Annotated in this window: 17 protein-coding genes and 1 tRNA gene; 3 read left to right on the top strand and 15 right to left on the bottom strand. The window is 36.0% G+C overall.

The features are described from left to right. Positions 1-40: 40 nt before the first annotated feature. From ftsH to GMD3S_RS0208325, 15 genes are all read right to left on the bottom strand, one after another. Positions 41-1,999, bottom strand: coding sequence for an ATP-dependent zinc metalloprotease FtsH (gene ftsH / locus GMD3S_RS0208395; RefSeq protein ID WP_000744580.1), 1,959 nt, complete (start codon positions 1,997-1,999; stop codon positions 41-43). 15 nt (positions 2,000-2,014) lie between these two features. Then, positions 2,015-2,557 carry a hypoxanthine phosphoribosyltransferase gene (gene hpt / locus GMD3S_RS0208390; RefSeq protein WP_000889406.1) on the bottom strand — a complete coding sequence of 181 codons (543 nt, stop codon included), beginning with the start codon at positions 2,555-2,557 and terminating at the stop codon, positions 2,015-2,017. Between the two features lie 4 nt (positions 2,558-2,561). Further along, on the bottom strand, positions 2,562-3,839 hold the full coding sequence (tilS, locus tag GMD3S_RS0208385; protein WP_001205564.1) for a tRNA lysidine(34) synthetase TilS: 1,278 nt from the start codon (positions 3,837-3,839) through the stop codon (positions 2,562-2,564). Further along, positions 3,836-5,104, bottom strand: coding sequence for a serine hydrolase (locus GMD3S_RS0208380; protein WP_001224814.1), 1,269 nt, complete (start codon positions 5,102-5,104; stop codon positions 3,836-3,838). Before GMD3S_RS0208380 ends, tilS begins: the two co-directional genes overlap by 4 nt. After that, the gene (locus GMD3S_RS11100) at positions 5,097-5,219 is read right to left on the bottom strand and encodes an SP_0009 family protein (protein ID WP_000429343.1); all 123 of its coding nucleotides are present in this window, start codon (positions 5,217-5,219) and stop codon (positions 5,097-5,099) included. Before GMD3S_RS11100 ends, GMD3S_RS0208380 begins: the two co-directional genes overlap by 8 nt. A gap of 4 nt (positions 5,220-5,223) precedes the next feature. Continuing rightward, the gene (locus tag GMD3S_RS0208370) at positions 5,224-5,592 is read right to left on the bottom strand and encodes a septum formation initiator family protein (protein WP_000041922.1); all 369 of its coding nucleotides are present in this window, start codon (positions 5,590-5,592) and stop codon (positions 5,224-5,226) included. Then, positions 5,585-5,851 (bottom strand): RNA-binding S4 domain-containing protein, encoded by a 267-nt coding sequence (locus GMD3S_RS0208365; RefSeq protein ID WP_001234975.1) that lies wholly within the window; start codon positions 5,849-5,851, stop codon positions 5,585-5,587. The genes GMD3S_RS0208370 and GMD3S_RS0208365 overlap by 8 nt, the downstream gene beginning before the upstream one ends. Before the next feature lie 57 nt (positions 5,852-5,908). Next, positions 5,909-9,412 (bottom strand): transcription-repair coupling factor, encoded by a 3,504-nt coding sequence (gene mfd / locus GMD3S_RS0208360; protein WP_000258068.1) that lies wholly within the window; start codon positions 9,410-9,412, stop codon positions 5,909-5,911. Next, positions 9,413-9,982: an aminoacyl-tRNA hydrolase gene (gene pth / locus GMD3S_RS0208355; RefSeq protein ID WP_000163923.1), complete on the bottom strand. Its 570-nt coding sequence runs from the start codon at positions 9,980-9,982 to the stop codon at positions 9,413-9,415. A 73-nt stretch (positions 9,983-10,055) separates the two neighbouring features. Continuing rightward, complete coding sequence (gene ychF, locus GMD3S_RS0208350; protein WP_001218703.1) at positions 10,056-11,171, bottom strand: redox-regulated ATPase YchF; 1,116 nt, start codon at positions 11,169-11,171, stop codon at positions 10,056-10,058. Between the two features lie 84 nt (positions 11,172-11,255). After that, positions 11,256-11,450 carry a DUF951 domain-containing protein gene (locus GMD3S_RS0208345; protein ID WP_000285180.1) on the bottom strand — a complete coding sequence of 65 codons (195 nt, stop codon included), beginning with the start codon at positions 11,448-11,450 and terminating at the stop codon, positions 11,256-11,258. Positions 11,451-11,514: 64 nt separating this feature from the next. Beyond that, positions 11,515-12,651: a DNA polymerase III subunit beta gene (dnaN, locus tag GMD3S_RS0208340; RefSeq protein ID WP_000581139.1), complete on the bottom strand. Its 1,137-nt coding sequence runs from the start codon at positions 12,649-12,651 to the stop codon at positions 11,515-11,517. 158 nt (positions 12,652-12,809) lie between these two features. Beyond that, positions 12,810-14,171 (bottom strand): chromosomal replication initiator protein DnaA, encoded by a 1,362-nt coding sequence (dnaA, locus tag GMD3S_RS0208335; protein ID WP_000660625.1) that lies wholly within the window; start codon positions 14,169-14,171, stop codon positions 12,810-12,812. Between the two features lie 216 nt (positions 14,172-14,387). Further along, positions 14,388-15,146, bottom strand: coding sequence for a ParB/RepB/Spo0J family partition protein (locus GMD3S_RS0208330; RefSeq protein ID WP_000410363.1), 759 nt, complete (start codon positions 15,144-15,146; stop codon positions 14,388-14,390). 57 nt (positions 15,147-15,203) lie between these two features. Continuing rightward, on the bottom strand, positions 15,204-16,400 hold the full coding sequence (locus GMD3S_RS0208325) for a S1C family serine protease (protein WP_000681800.1): 1,197 nt from the start codon (positions 16,398-16,400) through the stop codon (positions 15,204-15,206). Between the two features lie 185 nt (positions 16,401-16,585). Here GMD3S_RS0208325 and rlmH point away from each other — a divergent pair, with 185 nt between their 5' ends. From rlmH to comC, 3 genes are all read left to right on the top strand, one after another. Further along, positions 16,586-17,065 (top strand): 23S rRNA (pseudouridine(1915)-N(3))-methyltransferase RlmH, encoded by a 480-nt coding sequence (gene rlmH / locus GMD3S_RS0208320; RefSeq protein ID WP_000694220.1) that lies wholly within the window; start codon positions 16,586-16,588, stop codon positions 17,063-17,065. Between the two features lie 43 nt (positions 17,066-17,108). Beyond that, a tRNA-Arg gene (locus GMD3S_RS0208315) sits at positions 17,109-17,182 on the top strand. Between the two features lie 164 nt (positions 17,183-17,346). Next, a complete protein-coding gene (gene comC / locus GMD3S_RS0208310; RefSeq protein WP_008282505.1) occupies positions 17,347-17,472 on the top strand; it encodes a competence-stimulating peptide ComC in 126 nt (41 codons plus the stop codon). Positions 17,473-17,476 lie beyond the last annotated feature (4 nt).

Here is a 17,476-nt window from a genome sequence, read left to right as displayed (position 1 = left end):
CACATTAGAACATAAAAAGAGAGGTTGAACCTCTCTAAATTTATTTTTCTTCACTCATTTTTGATTTCACTTCATCATAAGATAATGCATGGGATTCCTCTTCTACTGTCTCAGGCATTTTTCCTGTCTCGTAAAGAGATTTAATCTGTGTACTATCTAATGTTTCATATTTCAACAACGCTTCTGCAATCAACTTATGCGTTTCACGATTTGATTGGATAATTTCAGCAGCTTTGTTTCGTGCCTCATTTAATAATGAACGAACTTCCTCATCAATCTCATAGGCTGTTTGTTCTGAAATTGATTTTTGAGGACTTTGTGCACCAAACATAGCATGATTACCTTCGTATTGAACTGGGCCAAGTTTTTCACTCATACCGTATTCAGTGACCATTGCACGCGCCATCTGTGTAGCTTGTTCAAAGTCATTTGAAGCTCCTGTAGTTTGAACATTAAAGATAATCTCTTCAGCTACACGACCACCCATCAAACCTGCTAATTGTTCTTTCATGTCTTCCTTAGATAGAAGCATTTGATCTTCTTTAGGAAGTGCAATCATGTATCCGCCTGCACGTCCACGTGGTACAATGGTAACTTTATGAACAACACGGGCATTTGACAGTACTAAACCAACAATGGTATGTCCAGCCTCATGATAAGCAACCAATTCACGCTCTCTTTGTGATACTGTTTTATCTTTCTTAGATGGTCCAGCAATCACTCTGTCCTCTGCCTCATCAATATCTGAAGCATCAATGATTGATTTGTTGCGACGAGCAGCAACTAAGGCTGCTTCGTTTAGAACATTTTCTAAGTCAGCTCCCACAAAACCTGGGGTTTGTTGGGCAACTAGTTTCAAATCAACATCGTCTGCCAGAGGTTTATTTTTAGCATGAACTTTCAAGATTGCTTCACGACCTTTAACATCAGGGCGACCAACTAAGACTTTTCTATCAAAACGTCCTGGACGGAGAAGAGCTGGATCTAGAACATCTGAACGGTTCGTCGCAGCGATAACAATGATCCCTTCATTTCCCTCAAAACCATCCATCTCAATCAAGAGTTGGTTCAAGGTTTGTTCACGTTCATCATTACCTCCACCAAGACCGACACCACGTTGGCGACCAACGGCATCAATTTCATCGATAAAGATGATGGCTGGCGCTGCTTTTTTTGCATCCTCAAAAAGGGAACGAACACGGCTTGCACCAACTCCGACAAACATTTCTACAAAGTCAGAACCTGAGATACTAAAGAATGGAACACCTGCTTCCCCAGCAACTGCCTTAGCAAGTAAGGTCTTACCTGTTCCCGGAGGTCCCTCTAAAAGAACACCTGCAGGAATACGCGCACCAAGTTTTGTAAATCGTTTTGGATCTTTTAGAAATTCAACAACTTCTACTAATTCTTGTTTTTCTTCCTCGGCACCAGCAACATCCGAGAAACGTACCTTGATATCTTCTTTGTTTGCAGCTTTAGCCTTGCTACGTCCAAAACTCATTGGATTTCGGCCACTATTTCCTCCCATATTTCCCATCATAGAGAATAGGAAGAAGAAAAGAATAGCAAATGGCACAACAGAGACAAGGATATTGATCCACATACCGCTTGAACTCTCATGTTTGACTGTTACTTCTGCCTGATGTTCAGAAGCAAGTTTTTGCAATTCTGAAACGGTTGAATCAGACGGAAGAATGCTACTTGAGAATCTTTCTACTGTTGTAGCAGTAGGAGTGAAAAATTGAATTCCAGTTTCTTCTTTACTAGTCTTAGGATTTTTATAAACACCAGACACTTCAATGATGCTACCATTTGGCTGGTAGGTTAATTCTTTTACATTGTCTGCAGTAATTTCTTTTACCAGTTCTGTATAGTTAATTTTTTCACTTCGTCCAGCAGTATTTCCAGAGTAAAAATACTGGAATCCTGTCACTAGGAAGAAGATAATTAACAAGTAGAGAAATGGGTTTCTAACTAAACCATTATTTTGTTTTTTCATTAAAGATAAATCTTTCTAATTTGAATAAACTTCTTCTTTCAATACTCCAACATAAGGAAGGTTACGATAATTTTCTTTATAATCTAGACCATAACCTACTACAAACTCATTTGGAATAGTAAAGCAAGTATAATCCGCTTCAATTTCAACAACGCGTCCCTCTGGTTTGTCTAACAAAGTCGCGATTTTAACAGAAGTTGCTTCTCTTGCAATAAACATATCTCTCAAATTCTTCAAGGTTTGACCTGTATCGATGATATCCTCTACAAATAAAACATGTCTTCCTTTGATATTTTGAGTCACGTCTTGCTTGATATTAATGACACCACTACTTGCTGTTCCACCATGGTAACTAGATACCATCATGAAGTCCATCTCAATATGCGTATCAATATGTTTGACCAATTCAGCCATAAAAGGAATCGATCCTTTCAGAATTCCAATAAGAATTGGATTTTTCCCCTCATATTCTTTTGTTAGTTGCGCACCTAGCTTTTTAGCTGCTTCTGTAATTTCATCATGTGAAACGAGGATTTTTTTAATATCGTGTTCTAACATCTTTTTACCTATCTATTTTTTCTATATAAATCACAGTGTTCATTATATCATTTTTCGTGTTTTTACTCAAATCACTGGTCGCAATTCCTGAAATTGAGACAATTTCTCCAAATTGCTCAATAATAGGGGTTATTTTTCGTTTTTCAATAGGGATTTTTAAATCTATAAATAAGCGTCTCAGTTTCTTTCGATGACCATTCAGGATAATAACATCGCCAGGTTTTCGACATCTAATATGTACAGATGTTTCCCGTGAAACCGTTACTTTTTGAACAAAATCCCCTTCAATAGGGATGCCAAAGGAAAATAAATAGCCCATATATCGAACTTGATTTTGATAGTGTAACACAAGTTCATCTTCCTTTTCATCGGCCTGAGGACTGATTTTACAAATTTGAAACCGTTGATACTCTTTTATCAATTCGTAGCCATTTTTAAGAGAATGACGATACTGACTTTTCGTTGCTAAAATCTGTCGAACTTCAGCAAACTGAGCCTTTGTCAGATTTAAGTCTGGAAATTGATTAAGATAGTTTTGGAGCAAGATTCCTTGAGTTTGTTTTGAGTATGAAAAGAACTCATTCAAATCTTCCACATCAATTTGTTTCGAAAGTTCCGTTATTGTTGCTTGGTAATCTGAAATTTCCCTTCCTAAATCTAAAAGGGCGGATTTAAGAAGAGGATTTTCTTTTTCAAGCTCTGGTATATACCTATTCCGAATGCGATTGCGAAAATAGGTATTTTCCTGATTTGTTTGATCTTCAAAATGAACAATTGGTGGAAAGTCCTTTTTATGAAAAGGCAACAAGGGACGGAGGATTTCAATTCCATCAACTACTTGACTTTCTTTTATTCCTGTTAAATGACGTAGCCGACTTCCTCGAATCAAGCGCATCAAAATCGTTTCAACTTGATCATCTGCATGGTGGGCAGTAACCAAGGCAGTTGCTCCAACCTCTTTTATGATTTTCCTAAAAAAATCATAACGAAACTCTCGAGCACGCGCTTCTGAAAAGTCTCCTGAAAAGCATGTGATATAAATAGGAAGTTCAGCTGCATCAGCTAACTTCCTTAGTTCATTTTCCTCCCAATCAGATTCCCTTCTCTGCTTGTGATTGACATGTGCTAAAATCAACTCAATTTCCAACTCTTTCTGATAAGTAGACAATAGATGGAATAAAAACATTGAGTCCAGTCCGCCAGACAAAGCTAATACGACTTTAGAATGTTTTTTGAAATACTCTTTTTGGAGAAAATGATTTAAAAAATCCTGGTCCCTCATTTTAGAACCTCATAAACATCCTTAGCTATCTTAGCAATAGTATCATAATCAGAATTTTTGGTGAAAATGGAAAGAACGAAAGGAGAATCCGTATAAACAATGGCAGTGTCATGTTTAAACTCATCGGCATCTCCAATTTTATGAGCTACCTTAACCGAAACACCTTTTGCGATTCTTTGGTTGTCAAAATCAGTCTTACCTAGAGACTCTAAGACAAAACCATTCTGATTATAAATAGCTTCCATGACCTTTCCAGCCATTTTTGAAGAAGTCAATTTATCATTCACATCCCAATCCTCACCCATAATGGTGGACATTTTTTCTTTAAAAGCCCCGTCAGATTGATTGGTCACGTAATAACCTAAAATATTATGAGCAACATTATCAGACTCTTTTGTTACCTTGATAATTAACTGTTGAAGACTGTATTCTTTGTTATCTTCTTTTTTAGGCAAGCTACCACTACCTTCTGGTTTATAGGACCCAGGGAAACTATTTACTTCCGGGACATACTTGAAGCTACTGTCTAACGTATACTCTCCTTGATTTATCTTATCTTGAGCATAATAAAGATAGGATAGTTTCAAGATGCTGGCTGCATAAAGTTTGCTGTCTTCATTCACCCCAGCCTCTTTACCTGTACTCAGTTGTTTAACATAAATAGAATAATTTTCATTCTGATAGTTGTTTGATAAAACTTCTTGAACCTTCTGGATGCGATTGTCTTCTTCTGAGGTGAACTCTTTTGATACCCACCCAACTTGATCGATATGAAGAAATTCTTGTCCCTCAGCAAAGAGAGCTCTATCCACCGTTACGCGTTGATAGGGAGAGAGGGATGAAGAAATTTCTTTAGTGTCATAAGGGCTGTTATAGATAACAAACCCTGGCTCCAACCATACTTGTCTATTTTGAGTTTGAACTTGACTTTGATCATAGACTAAGCGCTTATCTGCAAGGATAAACTGGTGATTATCTAATTTAAAAACAGGAACACCTTGTCTATTCAAACGCCATTCTACGATTTTAAAGGCGTTTCCAGGAGTCAATTTACCAGACTCCTTGACAAGATCCTCATTAGCGTAGACAGCTGTTTCTCCGTATACCATTGGGGATTCCAGAGTTTCTTTATAGTAGAATCCATAATCAGACTCTGTTAGATAATAAATTTCTTGTGAAGAGTAAGGAAGCTGTTTTTCTGTGCTAACTACTCTTGAAGTTATGATAAAAGCAGGTAGCAATAAAACTACTAAGAACTTACGCATTCTTCTCTTCCCTTTCTTCTTGTAATCGTAATAAATGGTTTTTAGCTGCCAATTCCTCTAATTTTTCATCTGATAAACTTAAAAATTGCTCAACAACTTCCAATAAATTTTCCATGACATTACCTCGGAAGCAAATCAGGAATTGTGTAAATTGCTTCTCGTTTCTTTGAGTAATAGTACTTGGCGCGTGCATATTTTGCTACATAGTCTTCATCTTTCAACTTTGCAGCAAAAGCAGATTCCTTATCCTTTTCGTCACTAAGAGTTTGGTACTGCTCTTTCAACTCTGTCAATTGCTGACGGCGTTGTAGTAACTGATCATAGCTTTGAGCCAAGTTATAAGTTGGTAAAATAAACAACAAGATCATCAAAATAAGGACCCAACCCATAAAACGATTTCGTTTTTGTCTCTCCTTCATCAGGTAACGACGACGTTGATGTTCATTTTGAATAAAAGAATTATTCATCTGTACAATATTTTTAGACATTTTCTTCTACCCGTGTTTCACTGAGAATTTCATACATGCCTGCTGCGTCTTCTTTTTTTGTACTATCTTTCATTTCTAGTACTTTAACAAGCAACAACTTATTTCCAAAGCGAATTTCAACTTGGTCATCAACTTTCAAATCCGTTGAACTTTTGGCCAAGATTCCATTCACCTTGATTCTACCTTTATCTGCTACTTCTTTTGCGACTGTGCGGCGCTTAATAATTCGTGATACTTTTAAATACTTGTCTAATCTCATTTTTATTACCTCAAATTATTATTGTACCATTTTTATCCTTTTTATAGAAGAAAAATGTTAAATGGGATTTGCTTCCTTTGATTCTTTTATCTCTAATAAACTTTCTCCAAAAATCAGCAAACCTTCTAAAATTTCATAATCCTTCTTGTTTCGGACATCAAATACAACTTCCATTAATCCCTTATTCTCAGCTATAGCTGCTTTTAAGTTCGTTGCAGATAAGGCTTTAAAATAATCTTGAGCCAAGAATAGTCGTTGAGTGACTTTTTCAAATTGAACTGTAATCTTATTTTCTTTTCTTTCCACACGTTCTACAAATACCTTGTCAAAATATGACTTAACCAAACCAATCTCTAAAAGGTATGCTACTACGTCTGGGTATTCTCCAAAGCGGTCCATCAACTCTTCTTGTAGTTCTTCATAGTTGACACGATTGTCAATTTGACGAATTTTCTTGTAAATTTCAATCTTATGTCGTTGGTCAGAAATATAAGTATCAGGAAGATAAGCATCAATTTGTAAAATCAACTCAGCATTTCCTTTGATTCTTTTATTCCCATTACCGTTCCGTTTAGCAATAGCTTCCTCTAATAACTGTGAATACAATTCAAAACCAACAGAATCAATGAAACCAGACTGCGATTTTCCTAGGAGATTTCCTGCTCCACGAATCGAAAGATCTCGCATCGCAATCTTAAATCCTGAGCCTAATTCTGTAAATCCCTTAATTGCTTCTAATCTCTTTTCAGAGACTTCACTGATTGATTTTTCTGGACGATACATGAGATAGGCATAAGCAATACGATTACTACGACCGACTCTTCCTCTTAATTGATACAAGGTTGACAAACCCATATGGTCTGCATTTTCAATAAATAAGGTATTGGCATTTGGAATATCTACCCCTGTCTCAATAATAGTAGTCGTCACCAAAATATCATACTGACCTTCAATAAAGTCCAGTAGAGTGTTTTCCAACTGAATTTCACTCATTTGTCCATGAACATACCCAATCGAAGCCTCTGGAATCAACTCCTGTAATTCCGAAACCTTCTGGTCAATCGTGTCAACCTTATTGTAAAGATAGTAAATTTGACCTCCACGCTCCATTTCACGCAAGACAGCATCACGAATGACACTATCATTCTTCTCTAATACATAGGTTTGAACAGGATAGCGATTGGTTGGAGGAGTTTCAATAACAGACAAATCTCGGATTCCCAGCATAGACATGTGGAGAGTACGAGGAATTGGCGTTGCTGTCAAGGTTAGAACATCTACTTGTTTTTTCAGTTCTTTCAAAGTTTCCTTATGCTTGACACCAAATCGTTGTTCCTCATCAATAATCATCAATCCCAAATCTGAAAACACAACATCTTTTGACAAAACACGATGCGTTCCAATCAAAATATCGACTTGACCATTCTTTAGTTTTTCAAGTGTTTCTGCCTGCTCTTTTTTACTTCTAAAGCGACTCAACACATCAATATTAACAGCAAAATTTTGGAATCGTTCCTTAAAATTCGTATAGTGCTGTTGCGCTAAAACCGTCGTTGGAACTAGAACGACCACCTGTTTGTGATCATTGACTGCCTTAAAAGCAGCACGCATTGCTACTTCAGTCTTCCCAAAACCAACATCTCCAACCAAAAGTCGATCCATGGGGTGAGAATCCTGCATATCTCTCTTGATTTCCTCAATACTACGAAGTTGATCATCCGTTTCAACATAAGGGAAGGCATCATCAAAAGCATGTTGATCTTCATCATCAGCTGAGAAAGCAAAACCCTTCAACTGACTACGCTCAGAATACAGTTTAATTAAATCGTCAGCTATATCCTCTACCTGGTTCTTAACTTTTTGCTTGGCCTTTTTGAAATGACCGTCATTTAATTTATTGAGTTTAGGAGGTTTCCCATCACTTGAAACATATTTGGACAGTAACTGAACCTGCTCTACTGGGATGGAGATTTGGTCACCATTTTGATACTGTACACTGACATAATCACGGTGAATGCCTTGGATTTCAATTGTTTCGATTCCTAGATATTGACCAATTCCATGGATATGGTGAACAACATAATCCCCTTTTTCAAGTTCATTATAATCTTTTAATCGCTCTGCGTTTGAAGCATGTTGTCTTCGAAAACGATGTTTTAATTTCTTTTGAAAAATCTCATGTTCAGTAATCAAGAGAATTTTTTCATCTACAAAATGAAAACCATGTCTTAGATTACCCTCAATCAAGTTTACAGATTCTTTACAGATACTTGACTTATCTTTGGAATCCAATTTGATCTGATATTCCTCTAAAACATCCTCCAATGTTTTACTTCCCATTGAATTGCTAGACTGCAAAACAATAGTGTAGTCCATTTTTTTGTATCGCTCAATTTCTTCTTTTAAAAATGAAAATTGATTGAAAAACTCTTGCATTGGGTATTGATTAAATTGATAAATGTGATCAAACTTGAGGTTTCCTAAGCCCTTTTGCAGATTAGAGAAAAAGGTAACTGGACTTTGTTTTTTATAGGTTTGCTCTGTATCTGCAAAATACTGCATCTCGGAAAATGATTTACCATTCTGTAAATCTTCTGTAAAGTATTGTGCTAATTCTCTTTCAAAGGCTTCATACTGATTCATCAATTTTTGATAGTCATCAAAGAATACTGGTGTATCTTTTTCAATATAATCAAATACAGTCCATGCTTTATCGTAACATAAGGACAAAAACTTTCGACTATCTGAATGTACTTGTTTTTGATGAAAACTTGACAAAATATCTTCCAAATATGATTTTAAAATTGGTGATAGAGTCTTTGAAATTTGCTTTTCTAAAGCTGACTGTCCTCGTTGATAATCTTTTTCTCTCAAAAGTATGTCGCTAGCTGGAAAGATAGTGAGGTTTGTCTGATTTTCTTTCGATAATTGTGTTTCGACTTCAAAAGTACGAATACCATCTACTTCATCGCCAAAAAACTCGATTCGGAAAGGTTCTAACTGAGACATCTCAAAAATATCTAAAATGTCTCCTCGAATACTAAACTCACCTTGTGTCTGTACTTGAGTAACTTTTCGATATCCAATTTCCTTTAACCGGTGAAGTAGCTCGTGTTGGTCATATTCTTCACCGACTGCAATTTTTATAGTACTTTCTTTAAATCTAGTCGGAGAGGGTAAAATTAACCGACTCGCTGCAATATTACAAACTAAAACCCCTTTCTTAGATGGATCATTCAAAAAACGCAAGGCTTCAACCCGCGAAATGATTTTTTCTTGCGAAGACATCAAAAACTCTACCATAGGAGAATCATCGACCAAAAAAGGATAGACAAGTTCCTCTCCTAAGAGAGAAAGAAGATCACTGATAATTCGTTCTGCTTCTCCATAAGTTGAAGTCAGTAACACAATCTTATTTTCTTTTTCTAGGCTGCTTGCAATTGCAAGAGCCTTGGTAGACGTTGATAAACCAAGTATTAGTTGTCTTTTCTTATCTATCAGATTTTGATGCCATTTTTTTATCTGATCATTTTCTGAGAATAAATCTAATAAAGTCACCATTTAACCATTATACCTCTGCATTGTTTTCTCAAAGTTTTTCTCTTGTAAATAGTAGTTTACAGCATCGTCAACCTTGTCAATAGACTGTAAAATACCCACATAGTCATCCTGTTCAAACTTACTTAAAACATGATTAACAACCGACATGCCTTTTTTAGGTCTTCCAATACCTATTTTAACACGGTTAAATACTTGAGTTCCAATATGTTGAATAATAGACTTGATACCATTATGACCACCCGCTGATCCCTTTGCTCTTAAACGAATTTTCCCGACTTCCATGTCAAGGTCGTCGTAAATAACGAGTAAATCTTCAATATCCAAACCATAGTAAGTCAATAAAGCATGAACCGCTTTTCCACTTTCATTCATAAATGTTGTTGGTTTGACCAGATAAATTTTTTCTCCATTGAAGAAAAAAGAAGCTAGGTCAGCTTGAAATATCTTGTCATGTGTAAAGGTAACATTTTGTTTTTTGGCCAATTGGTCAATCAACATAAATCCAACGTTGTGCTTGGTCTCAAAATATTTATCCCCTGGATTTCCTAATCCAACAAGTAATTTAGTCATTTATTTTTCCTTTCAAAAGCCAAAAGGGTTGGAATTTTTTTCCAACCTAATTGACACTATTTATTAAATGTTATTAAACGTTAAAGCGGAATTCCATGATATCGCCATCTTGAACGATATATTCTTTTCCTTCTTCACGCAAGCGTCCAGCTTCTTTTACAGCCTTTTCAGATCCATATTTCACTAGATCCTCATATGACATTGTTACTGCACGAATAAAGCCTTTTTCAAAGTCTGAGTGGATAATACCAGCTACTTGAGGAGCTTTCATCCCTCGCTTAAAGGTCCAAGCACGGACTTCTTTTTCACCAGCTGTGAAGTAAGTTCCAAGCCCAAGCAAGTGATAGGCTGCACGAGTCAACTTGTCAACACCTGATTCTGTCAAGCCAAGTGCTTCAAGAAACTCTTGCTTATCTTCATCATCTAACTCAGAAATTTCTTCCTCAGCACGCGCAGAAATAACTACTACCTCTGCATTTTCTGTCGCTGCGAATTCACGAATTTGCTTCACATATTCGATAGAATCTGGATCTGAAACTACATCCTCATCCACATTAGCAACATAAAGAACTGGTTTAGTGGTTAAAAGGAAGAGACCTTTGACTACTTTTTGCTCTTCATCTGTGAATTCAATGGTACGTGCTGATTTTCCATCTTCAAGGACTGGTTTAATTTTTTGAAGGACGTTAAACTCTGCCACAGATTCCTTATCTTTTTGCGTACGTGCCATCTTTTCTACACGCGCATAGCGTTTATTAACTGATTCTAAGTCAGCAAGAATCAACTCTAGGTTAATGGTATCAATATCTGCAAGTGGATCCACAAAGGCGTCTTCACGTCCTTGCTCGCGCATAACATTTTCATCATCAAAAGCACGTACAACGTGAACAATCGCATCTACTTCACGGATATTGGCCAAGAATTTATTCCCTAGACCTTCTCCTTTTGAAGCTCCTTTTACAATCCCTGCAATATCTGTAAACTCAAAGGTTGTTGGAACTGTCTTTTTAGGAGTAATCATTTCCGTTAGTTTTTGTAGGCGTTCATCTGGAACTTCCACCATCCCAACGTTTGGATCAATAGTCGCAAATGGGTAGTTTGCCGCCTCTGCTCCTGCTTTTGTAATTGCATTAAAAAGGGTTGATTTCCCAACGTTTGGCAAACCAACGATACCTGCTGTTAAAGCCATAGTTTCTCATTCTCCGTTCTCATTTCAATCCCTAACATTATAACACAAAAAGGGAAAACTTGCTAACCCTCTAACTAAGGGTTCTTAGTCAATAATCTTATTCATTTTTCGTTCAAAATCATAGCGACTCATCATAACAAGGTGGTCACAATTGCTACATTTGATTTTGATATCTGCCCCTATGCGTGTAATTTCCCAACGATTGGCCTTTTTACCTGTTGATTTAATTGTACAAGCATGTGGTTTTTTCATCTCAACAAAATTTCCAACTTGATACATACTACTCTCCTTTTCTTTTTTGATTATATCATAAAAGAGGCGAGCTAGGCTCAACCTCTTTCACTTAATTTGTTCGAACTGGTGTGATAAGCTGCATGAAATCTTCGTCAGTATCTGCTGGCACAAGAGTAAATGGACGAACTGATGAGATAAAGCTAATAGTAACCTTTTCGCTATTTAAAGCCTTGAGGGAATCAATCAAGTAAGTTGGGTTAAAACTAATAGTTAAATCATCCCCGGTCACCTGCTCTGTATCGATTTCTTCGTTTACTTTACCAACTTCTGGAGAGTGAACATGGGCGCTAACAACCCCACCTTTAATTTCAAGCTTCACAGTACCGTTTTGAGTCGCACTTGATAAGAGACGTGCACGCTCCATAGATTGACGCAAATTAACCACATCAAAAGTAATTGTAGTATTAAAGTCTGTTGGAATCAAACGATCTGTATCAGGATAGTTTCCTTCTAGGAGACGAGTGTAGAAGCTAATATTTTCGCTTCTAAAGAGGATTTGATTATTTGCAAAGAAAATCTCTACAGTTTCAATATCATCTGTAAATACCGCTGAAAATTCGCGTAGAGAGCGGCTAGGAATCACCACATCGAAATCATCTCCATTTTTTTCAAGAGTCAATTTCTTCTGGCTAAGGCGGTGTGAGTCTGTTGCAACTGTTTTTAGTTCCTTATGTTGGCTCAATACAAAATGAACACCTGTTAAGATGGGACGACTCTCTTGCGTACTTGCAGCAAAAGCTGTTTCATTGATAATTTTCTTGAGTAGTTTGGTTTCAAGAACCAAAGGTGTGCTTGCTGAAATTTCTTGGATTCGTGGGTACTGTTCGCTATCTTTTCCTTTTAGGGTAATTTCTGATTTACCACTTGTTAAGACAATTTGTTTTTGTTCAATTTCTTTGAAATCAAGCGTTACATCTGGAAGACTAGATACAACATTGATAAAGAAAGAAGCTTCTAGAAGAATCGAACCTAAAGAAGTAATCAAAAGACCAGCATCTTCATTTTTTTGAGAAATGAAATTTTCAATAGAAATTTGACCATTTGATCCAATTAAAGTAATTCCTTCATTGCTAATATCAATTTTGATTGTCGATAAAATCGGAATAGCATTTTTTGAGCTAATTGCTCGTTTTGTGGTATTTAAAGCTTGTAGAAATAAATTTTTATTAATTGAAAAATGAATCATGGATTCTCCTTTATTTATTTTTAGTATTAGAAAGTTAATAGTAATAATAGTATGTGTGAATTTTGTGGAAAACTGGGTGCTATTTAGTAAACTTAAGCTTCTAAGCTTGTTTAAAAAATGTGGATAAAAAAGATAAGAAAGGAAAAGTTATCCACAAGCTACTTAATTTTCTTTTTGATTGCTTCTATTTCTAAACGTAAATTATCGTCTTCGTCAATCAATGATTTGATTTTAGCATGGGCATGAATCACGGTGGTGTGATCCTTTCCACCAAATTCTTTTCCGATTTTTGGAAGACTGTTATCTGTCAGTTCTCTAGCTAGATACATGGCAACTTGACGTGCTAAAACGATGTTTTGAACTCGTCTCGTCCCCTTCATTTCTTTGACACTCACTCCATAAAAATTACCAACTTCAGTTTGGATTTTCTCAATTGGAATAACAAGTATCTGGCGGGCGTCTTGCTTACGTGCTCTAATAGCTTCCGCAGCAATATCAATAGTAATATCCTTAATCTTCTTCACTCTGGCAATTAAAGTGATATCGTTGATTGCTCCTTCCAATTCTCGAACATTTGAATCAAATTGGCCAGCCAAGTATTCTAGAGTATCACTTTGGAAATGGTAATCCAAGTGCTCTGTTTTACTTTGAAGAATGGCGATACGTGTCTCAAAGTCAGGAGGGGTGATATTTTGCGTCAATCCCCAGCTAAAGCGTGTAACAAGTCTTTCCTCAAGGCCTTCTAGGTGTTTAGGACTTCGATCACTGGTTAGGACAATCTGTTTCTGTTTATCATGAAGAGCATTGAAGGTATTGAAAAATTCTTCCTGGGTCGCGACTTTTTTGCCACTGAGAGATTGGATATCATCGATCAATAAGAGATCAAGGCTACGGTAAGTCTTTTTGAACTTTTCCATTTCCCCAAGTCGCAAGTGTTCAAGAAAGTCATTGATAAAGCTTTCGGCAGGAATGTACTTGACACGCGCATCAGGAATATTTTTCAAAATCTCATTTCCAATCGCATTGAGTAAGTGAGTCTTTCCAAGACCAGGTCCTCCATAGATGAAAAGAGGATTATAAGTCAGAGCTAAATCTTCAGATACAGCTAGTGCAGCAGACACCGCCCAAACATTACCATCACCTTGAATAAAGTTATCAAAGGTATATTTTTCTTTTAACCCTGTTTCGGAATAGGGAATCGTTGGTAGTGCAGGTGTGTAATCGTAAGTAGAGACACTATTCGTATCATTTACTTGAGGAGATTCTGTACTCTGAGGTTTAGTGAAAATATAGTGAGGTTTGATTTCAGAATCATAAATTTCAAAACCAGCAGCAATGATAATATCTTTTAATTGCTTTTCCCACACCATTTCCATCTCTGATCTCGGTAGAAATATAGTAGCTGTATTTTCTTCTACTTTGATGAGTTCAGCAGGTGTAGCATAGAAATCATACATAGATCGAGTCAATCTTTCTTGAGCAAATTCTAAAATACGATTCCAAAATTGCTTTTCTTTCAACTAATTTTCCTCCTTTACTATGATTTTAGTAGTTTAGTGCTAGACTTATTTTACCATAGATAATAGGATTTTTCCACAGATTGGGGAAAAGAATCCACAATGTTAGCAGTATTTATCCACAGGTTGGGGATAAATAAGAAAATCCTTGATTTAGTAGGCTTTTTGATAAAAAAATTGGTGGATAAATTTGTGAGTTGAGAAAATAAAAGAACAGCCTTATTTCAGGCTGTTAATAATTCTATCGTATTCTTCTTGACTTGAAAAGGAGATAATAATCTTTCCAGTATCTTTTTTTGAAAGTTTAATTTCTACACTTAAACCGAGTAGTTTTTTTAATTTATCTTCTTCGTCTTTGATGAAAGAATCATTTTTTAGTTGCTTCTTGTGTTTTTTCTCTGTAAGAAGTGATTCTAGCTTTCTCACAGAGATGTCTTCATTTTTAATTAGTTGGAAGAAATAGTCTTGCTGCTCTTTGTCCAAACCAACTAGTGAACGTGCATGCGCTTGAGAAATTTTTCCATTTTCTACTTCAGTTAAGATATATTCTGGTAGGGAAAGCAAACGAATAAAATTAGTGATATAAGGACGAGATTTCCCCATTTTATCTGCTATCTCAGTGTGAGTAAATCCTTTTTCTACTAAAGATTCGTAGGCGCGTGCTTCTTCAACAGGATTTAAATTTTCTCTCTGCAAATTCTCAATGATAGACTGAATCATCATTTCCTGATCTGAGAGGTGCTTTACAACGGCTGGAATAGAAGTAAGACCAGCTAAGAGAGAAGCCCGATATCGTCTCTCTCCTGCAAGGATTTCATAACCAATTACAGGAGATTGACGAACGATGATTGGTTGGATGAGCCCATTTTCTTTGATTGACTGAGCCAATTCCTTTAATTTTTCTACATCAAATTCTTTTCGAGGTTGGTAAGGATTCTTTTGTATTTCAGAGATAGAAATCATTTCAAATTTTTCCATGATTCTACACTAACATATCTTTTACTTTCTGTAAAGTTTTCTTTACACTGATGTCAATTAAGACTCTAAATCACTAGAATTCTTATCTAGTTTAATTGAGGTTGTTTCCTCCTTACCGTTACGGTAGTAGGTTACTTTGATAGTATCTCCGATAGCATGATTGTAAAGAGCATGTTGTAGGTCTGTTGATGAGGCAATCTCTTTGTCATCAACTTTGGTAATGACATCATATTTTTGAAGATGTCCATTTGCTGGCATATTGTTTTGAACAGATCGAACAACTACACCTGAAGTGAGACCACTTGGAATGTTAAGTTTTCTAAGATCACTAGCTCCAACATTTGATAGATTAACCATTTGAATTCCAAGAGCAGGACGAGTTACTTTACCATCACTTTCAAGCTGTTTAATGATATTTTGTGCATCGTTTGAAGGAATTGCAAAACCAAGACCTTCTACAGATGTTCCACCATTACTTGCAATTTTACTTGATGTAATACCAATTACTTGTCCTTGAATGTTTACAAGTGGACCACCAGAGTTACCAGGGTTAATGGCTGTATCTGTTTGAATGGCTTTTGTTGAAATAGCTTGACCATCTTCAGATTTTAGAGAAACATTTCGATTAAGACTTGAAATAATCCCCTGTGTAACTGTATTAGCATATTCTGAACCTAGAGGACTACCGATAGCAATCGCTGTTTCTCCAACACTAAGTTGACTTGAATCCCCAAATTCTGCCACTGTTGTAACTTTTTCTGAAGAAATTTTAACGACAGCAATATCAGAGAAGGTATCAGATCCGACAATTTCACCAGGAACCTTGGTACCATCTGCTAAGCGGATATCAACTTTTGAAGCTCCATTGATAACGTGAGTATTAGTTACAAGATAGGCATCTTTATCATCCTTTTTATAGATGACACCTGATCCCTCACTTGCGATTTGTTGATTGTCTGAATCAGAGTTAGTGTCATCAGCATTAAATACACTACTTTGTCTACTGCTAGAAGAAGAATAAGTAATGATTGAGACAACAGCATCCTTAACTTTATTTACTGCTTGAGTGGTTGAATTTTCATTTTTATAGGATGTTTGAGTGACAGTGCCAGAATTATTATTCGTAGCTTGATTTCCTTGTTTTTGATAAAGTTGCAATGTTACGAAACTTCCTAAGGCACCACTTAAAAATCCGATTAGAATGATTGCAAGAACTTTAACTCCTTTTTTGTAAAATTTTTGTAAGTGTTTCATAAACGCCTCCGTTTGTTATTTATTTACTCAGATTATAAAACTATTAACTTAATCCAAACTTAAAAGCTTAAAGTTTTACACAAGTTGTGGATAACTTACTTTATTCTGTGAATTCACTAGTAATTTTGAATGATTTTTGTGTGTATAAGATGTGAAATGAAGTGTGGATATGATAGAATAGAAGAATGAAAATAAAAATTGTAACAGTGGGAAAATTAAAAGAAAAATACCTTAAAGATGGTATTGCTGAATATACCAAACGAATTTCACGTTTCGCCAAATTAGAAATGATTGAGCTCACTGATGAGAAGACACCTGACAAAGCCAGTGAATTAGAAAATCAAAAAATCTTGGAAACAGAAGGTGAAAGAATTCTTTCTAAGGTTGGAGAAAGAGACTTTGTCGTTGTACTAGCCATTGAAGGAAAAACACTCTCCTCAGAGGAATTGAGTAAGCAACTAGAGCAAGCTTCTATAAAAGGCTACTCAACGCTTACTTTTATCATTGGAGGAAGTTTGGGTCTAGCTCCTGTTGTAAAAAATAGGGCCAATCTTTCTGTCAGTTTTGGACGTCTGACATTACCACATCAGTTAATGAGATTAGTTTTAGTTGAACAAATTTACCGTGCTTTTACAATTCAACAGGGTTCTCCTTACCACAAATAGAAGATTGACTTAGCTCTTGTTTTTTGATAGAATGGTCATGTTAGGTCTCATAGCTCAGCTGGATAGAGCATTCGCCTTCTAAGCGAACGGTCGCAGGTTCGAATCCTGCTGGGATCAATTTTAGATGCGAAGCTGGGATAAATCCCAGCTTTTTTCTTAAAAAAGTGCGTTTCAGGTGCAAAAATGTACAGTTGGGAAGAATTTTTTCTTACATGGTCTTCATTTTGTATAATAGATGTGTAAGTTAACTTACAAGAAAAAATAATACAGGAGATTTCATTATGAAAAATACAGTAAAGTTGGAACAATTTAAAGAAGTAACAGAGGCAGAATTGCAGGAGATTCGAGGTGGAGATAAAAGACTACCTTACTTTTTTAAACATCTTTTTTCAAATAGGACAAAGTAGTAAT

The organism is Streptococcus sp. GMD3S, from assembly GCF_000298695.2.
Classification (GTDB): domain Bacteria; phylum Bacillota; class Bacilli; order Lactobacillales; family Streptococcaceae; genus Streptococcus.
This window is presented reverse-complemented; position numbering and strand designations above follow the sequence as displayed.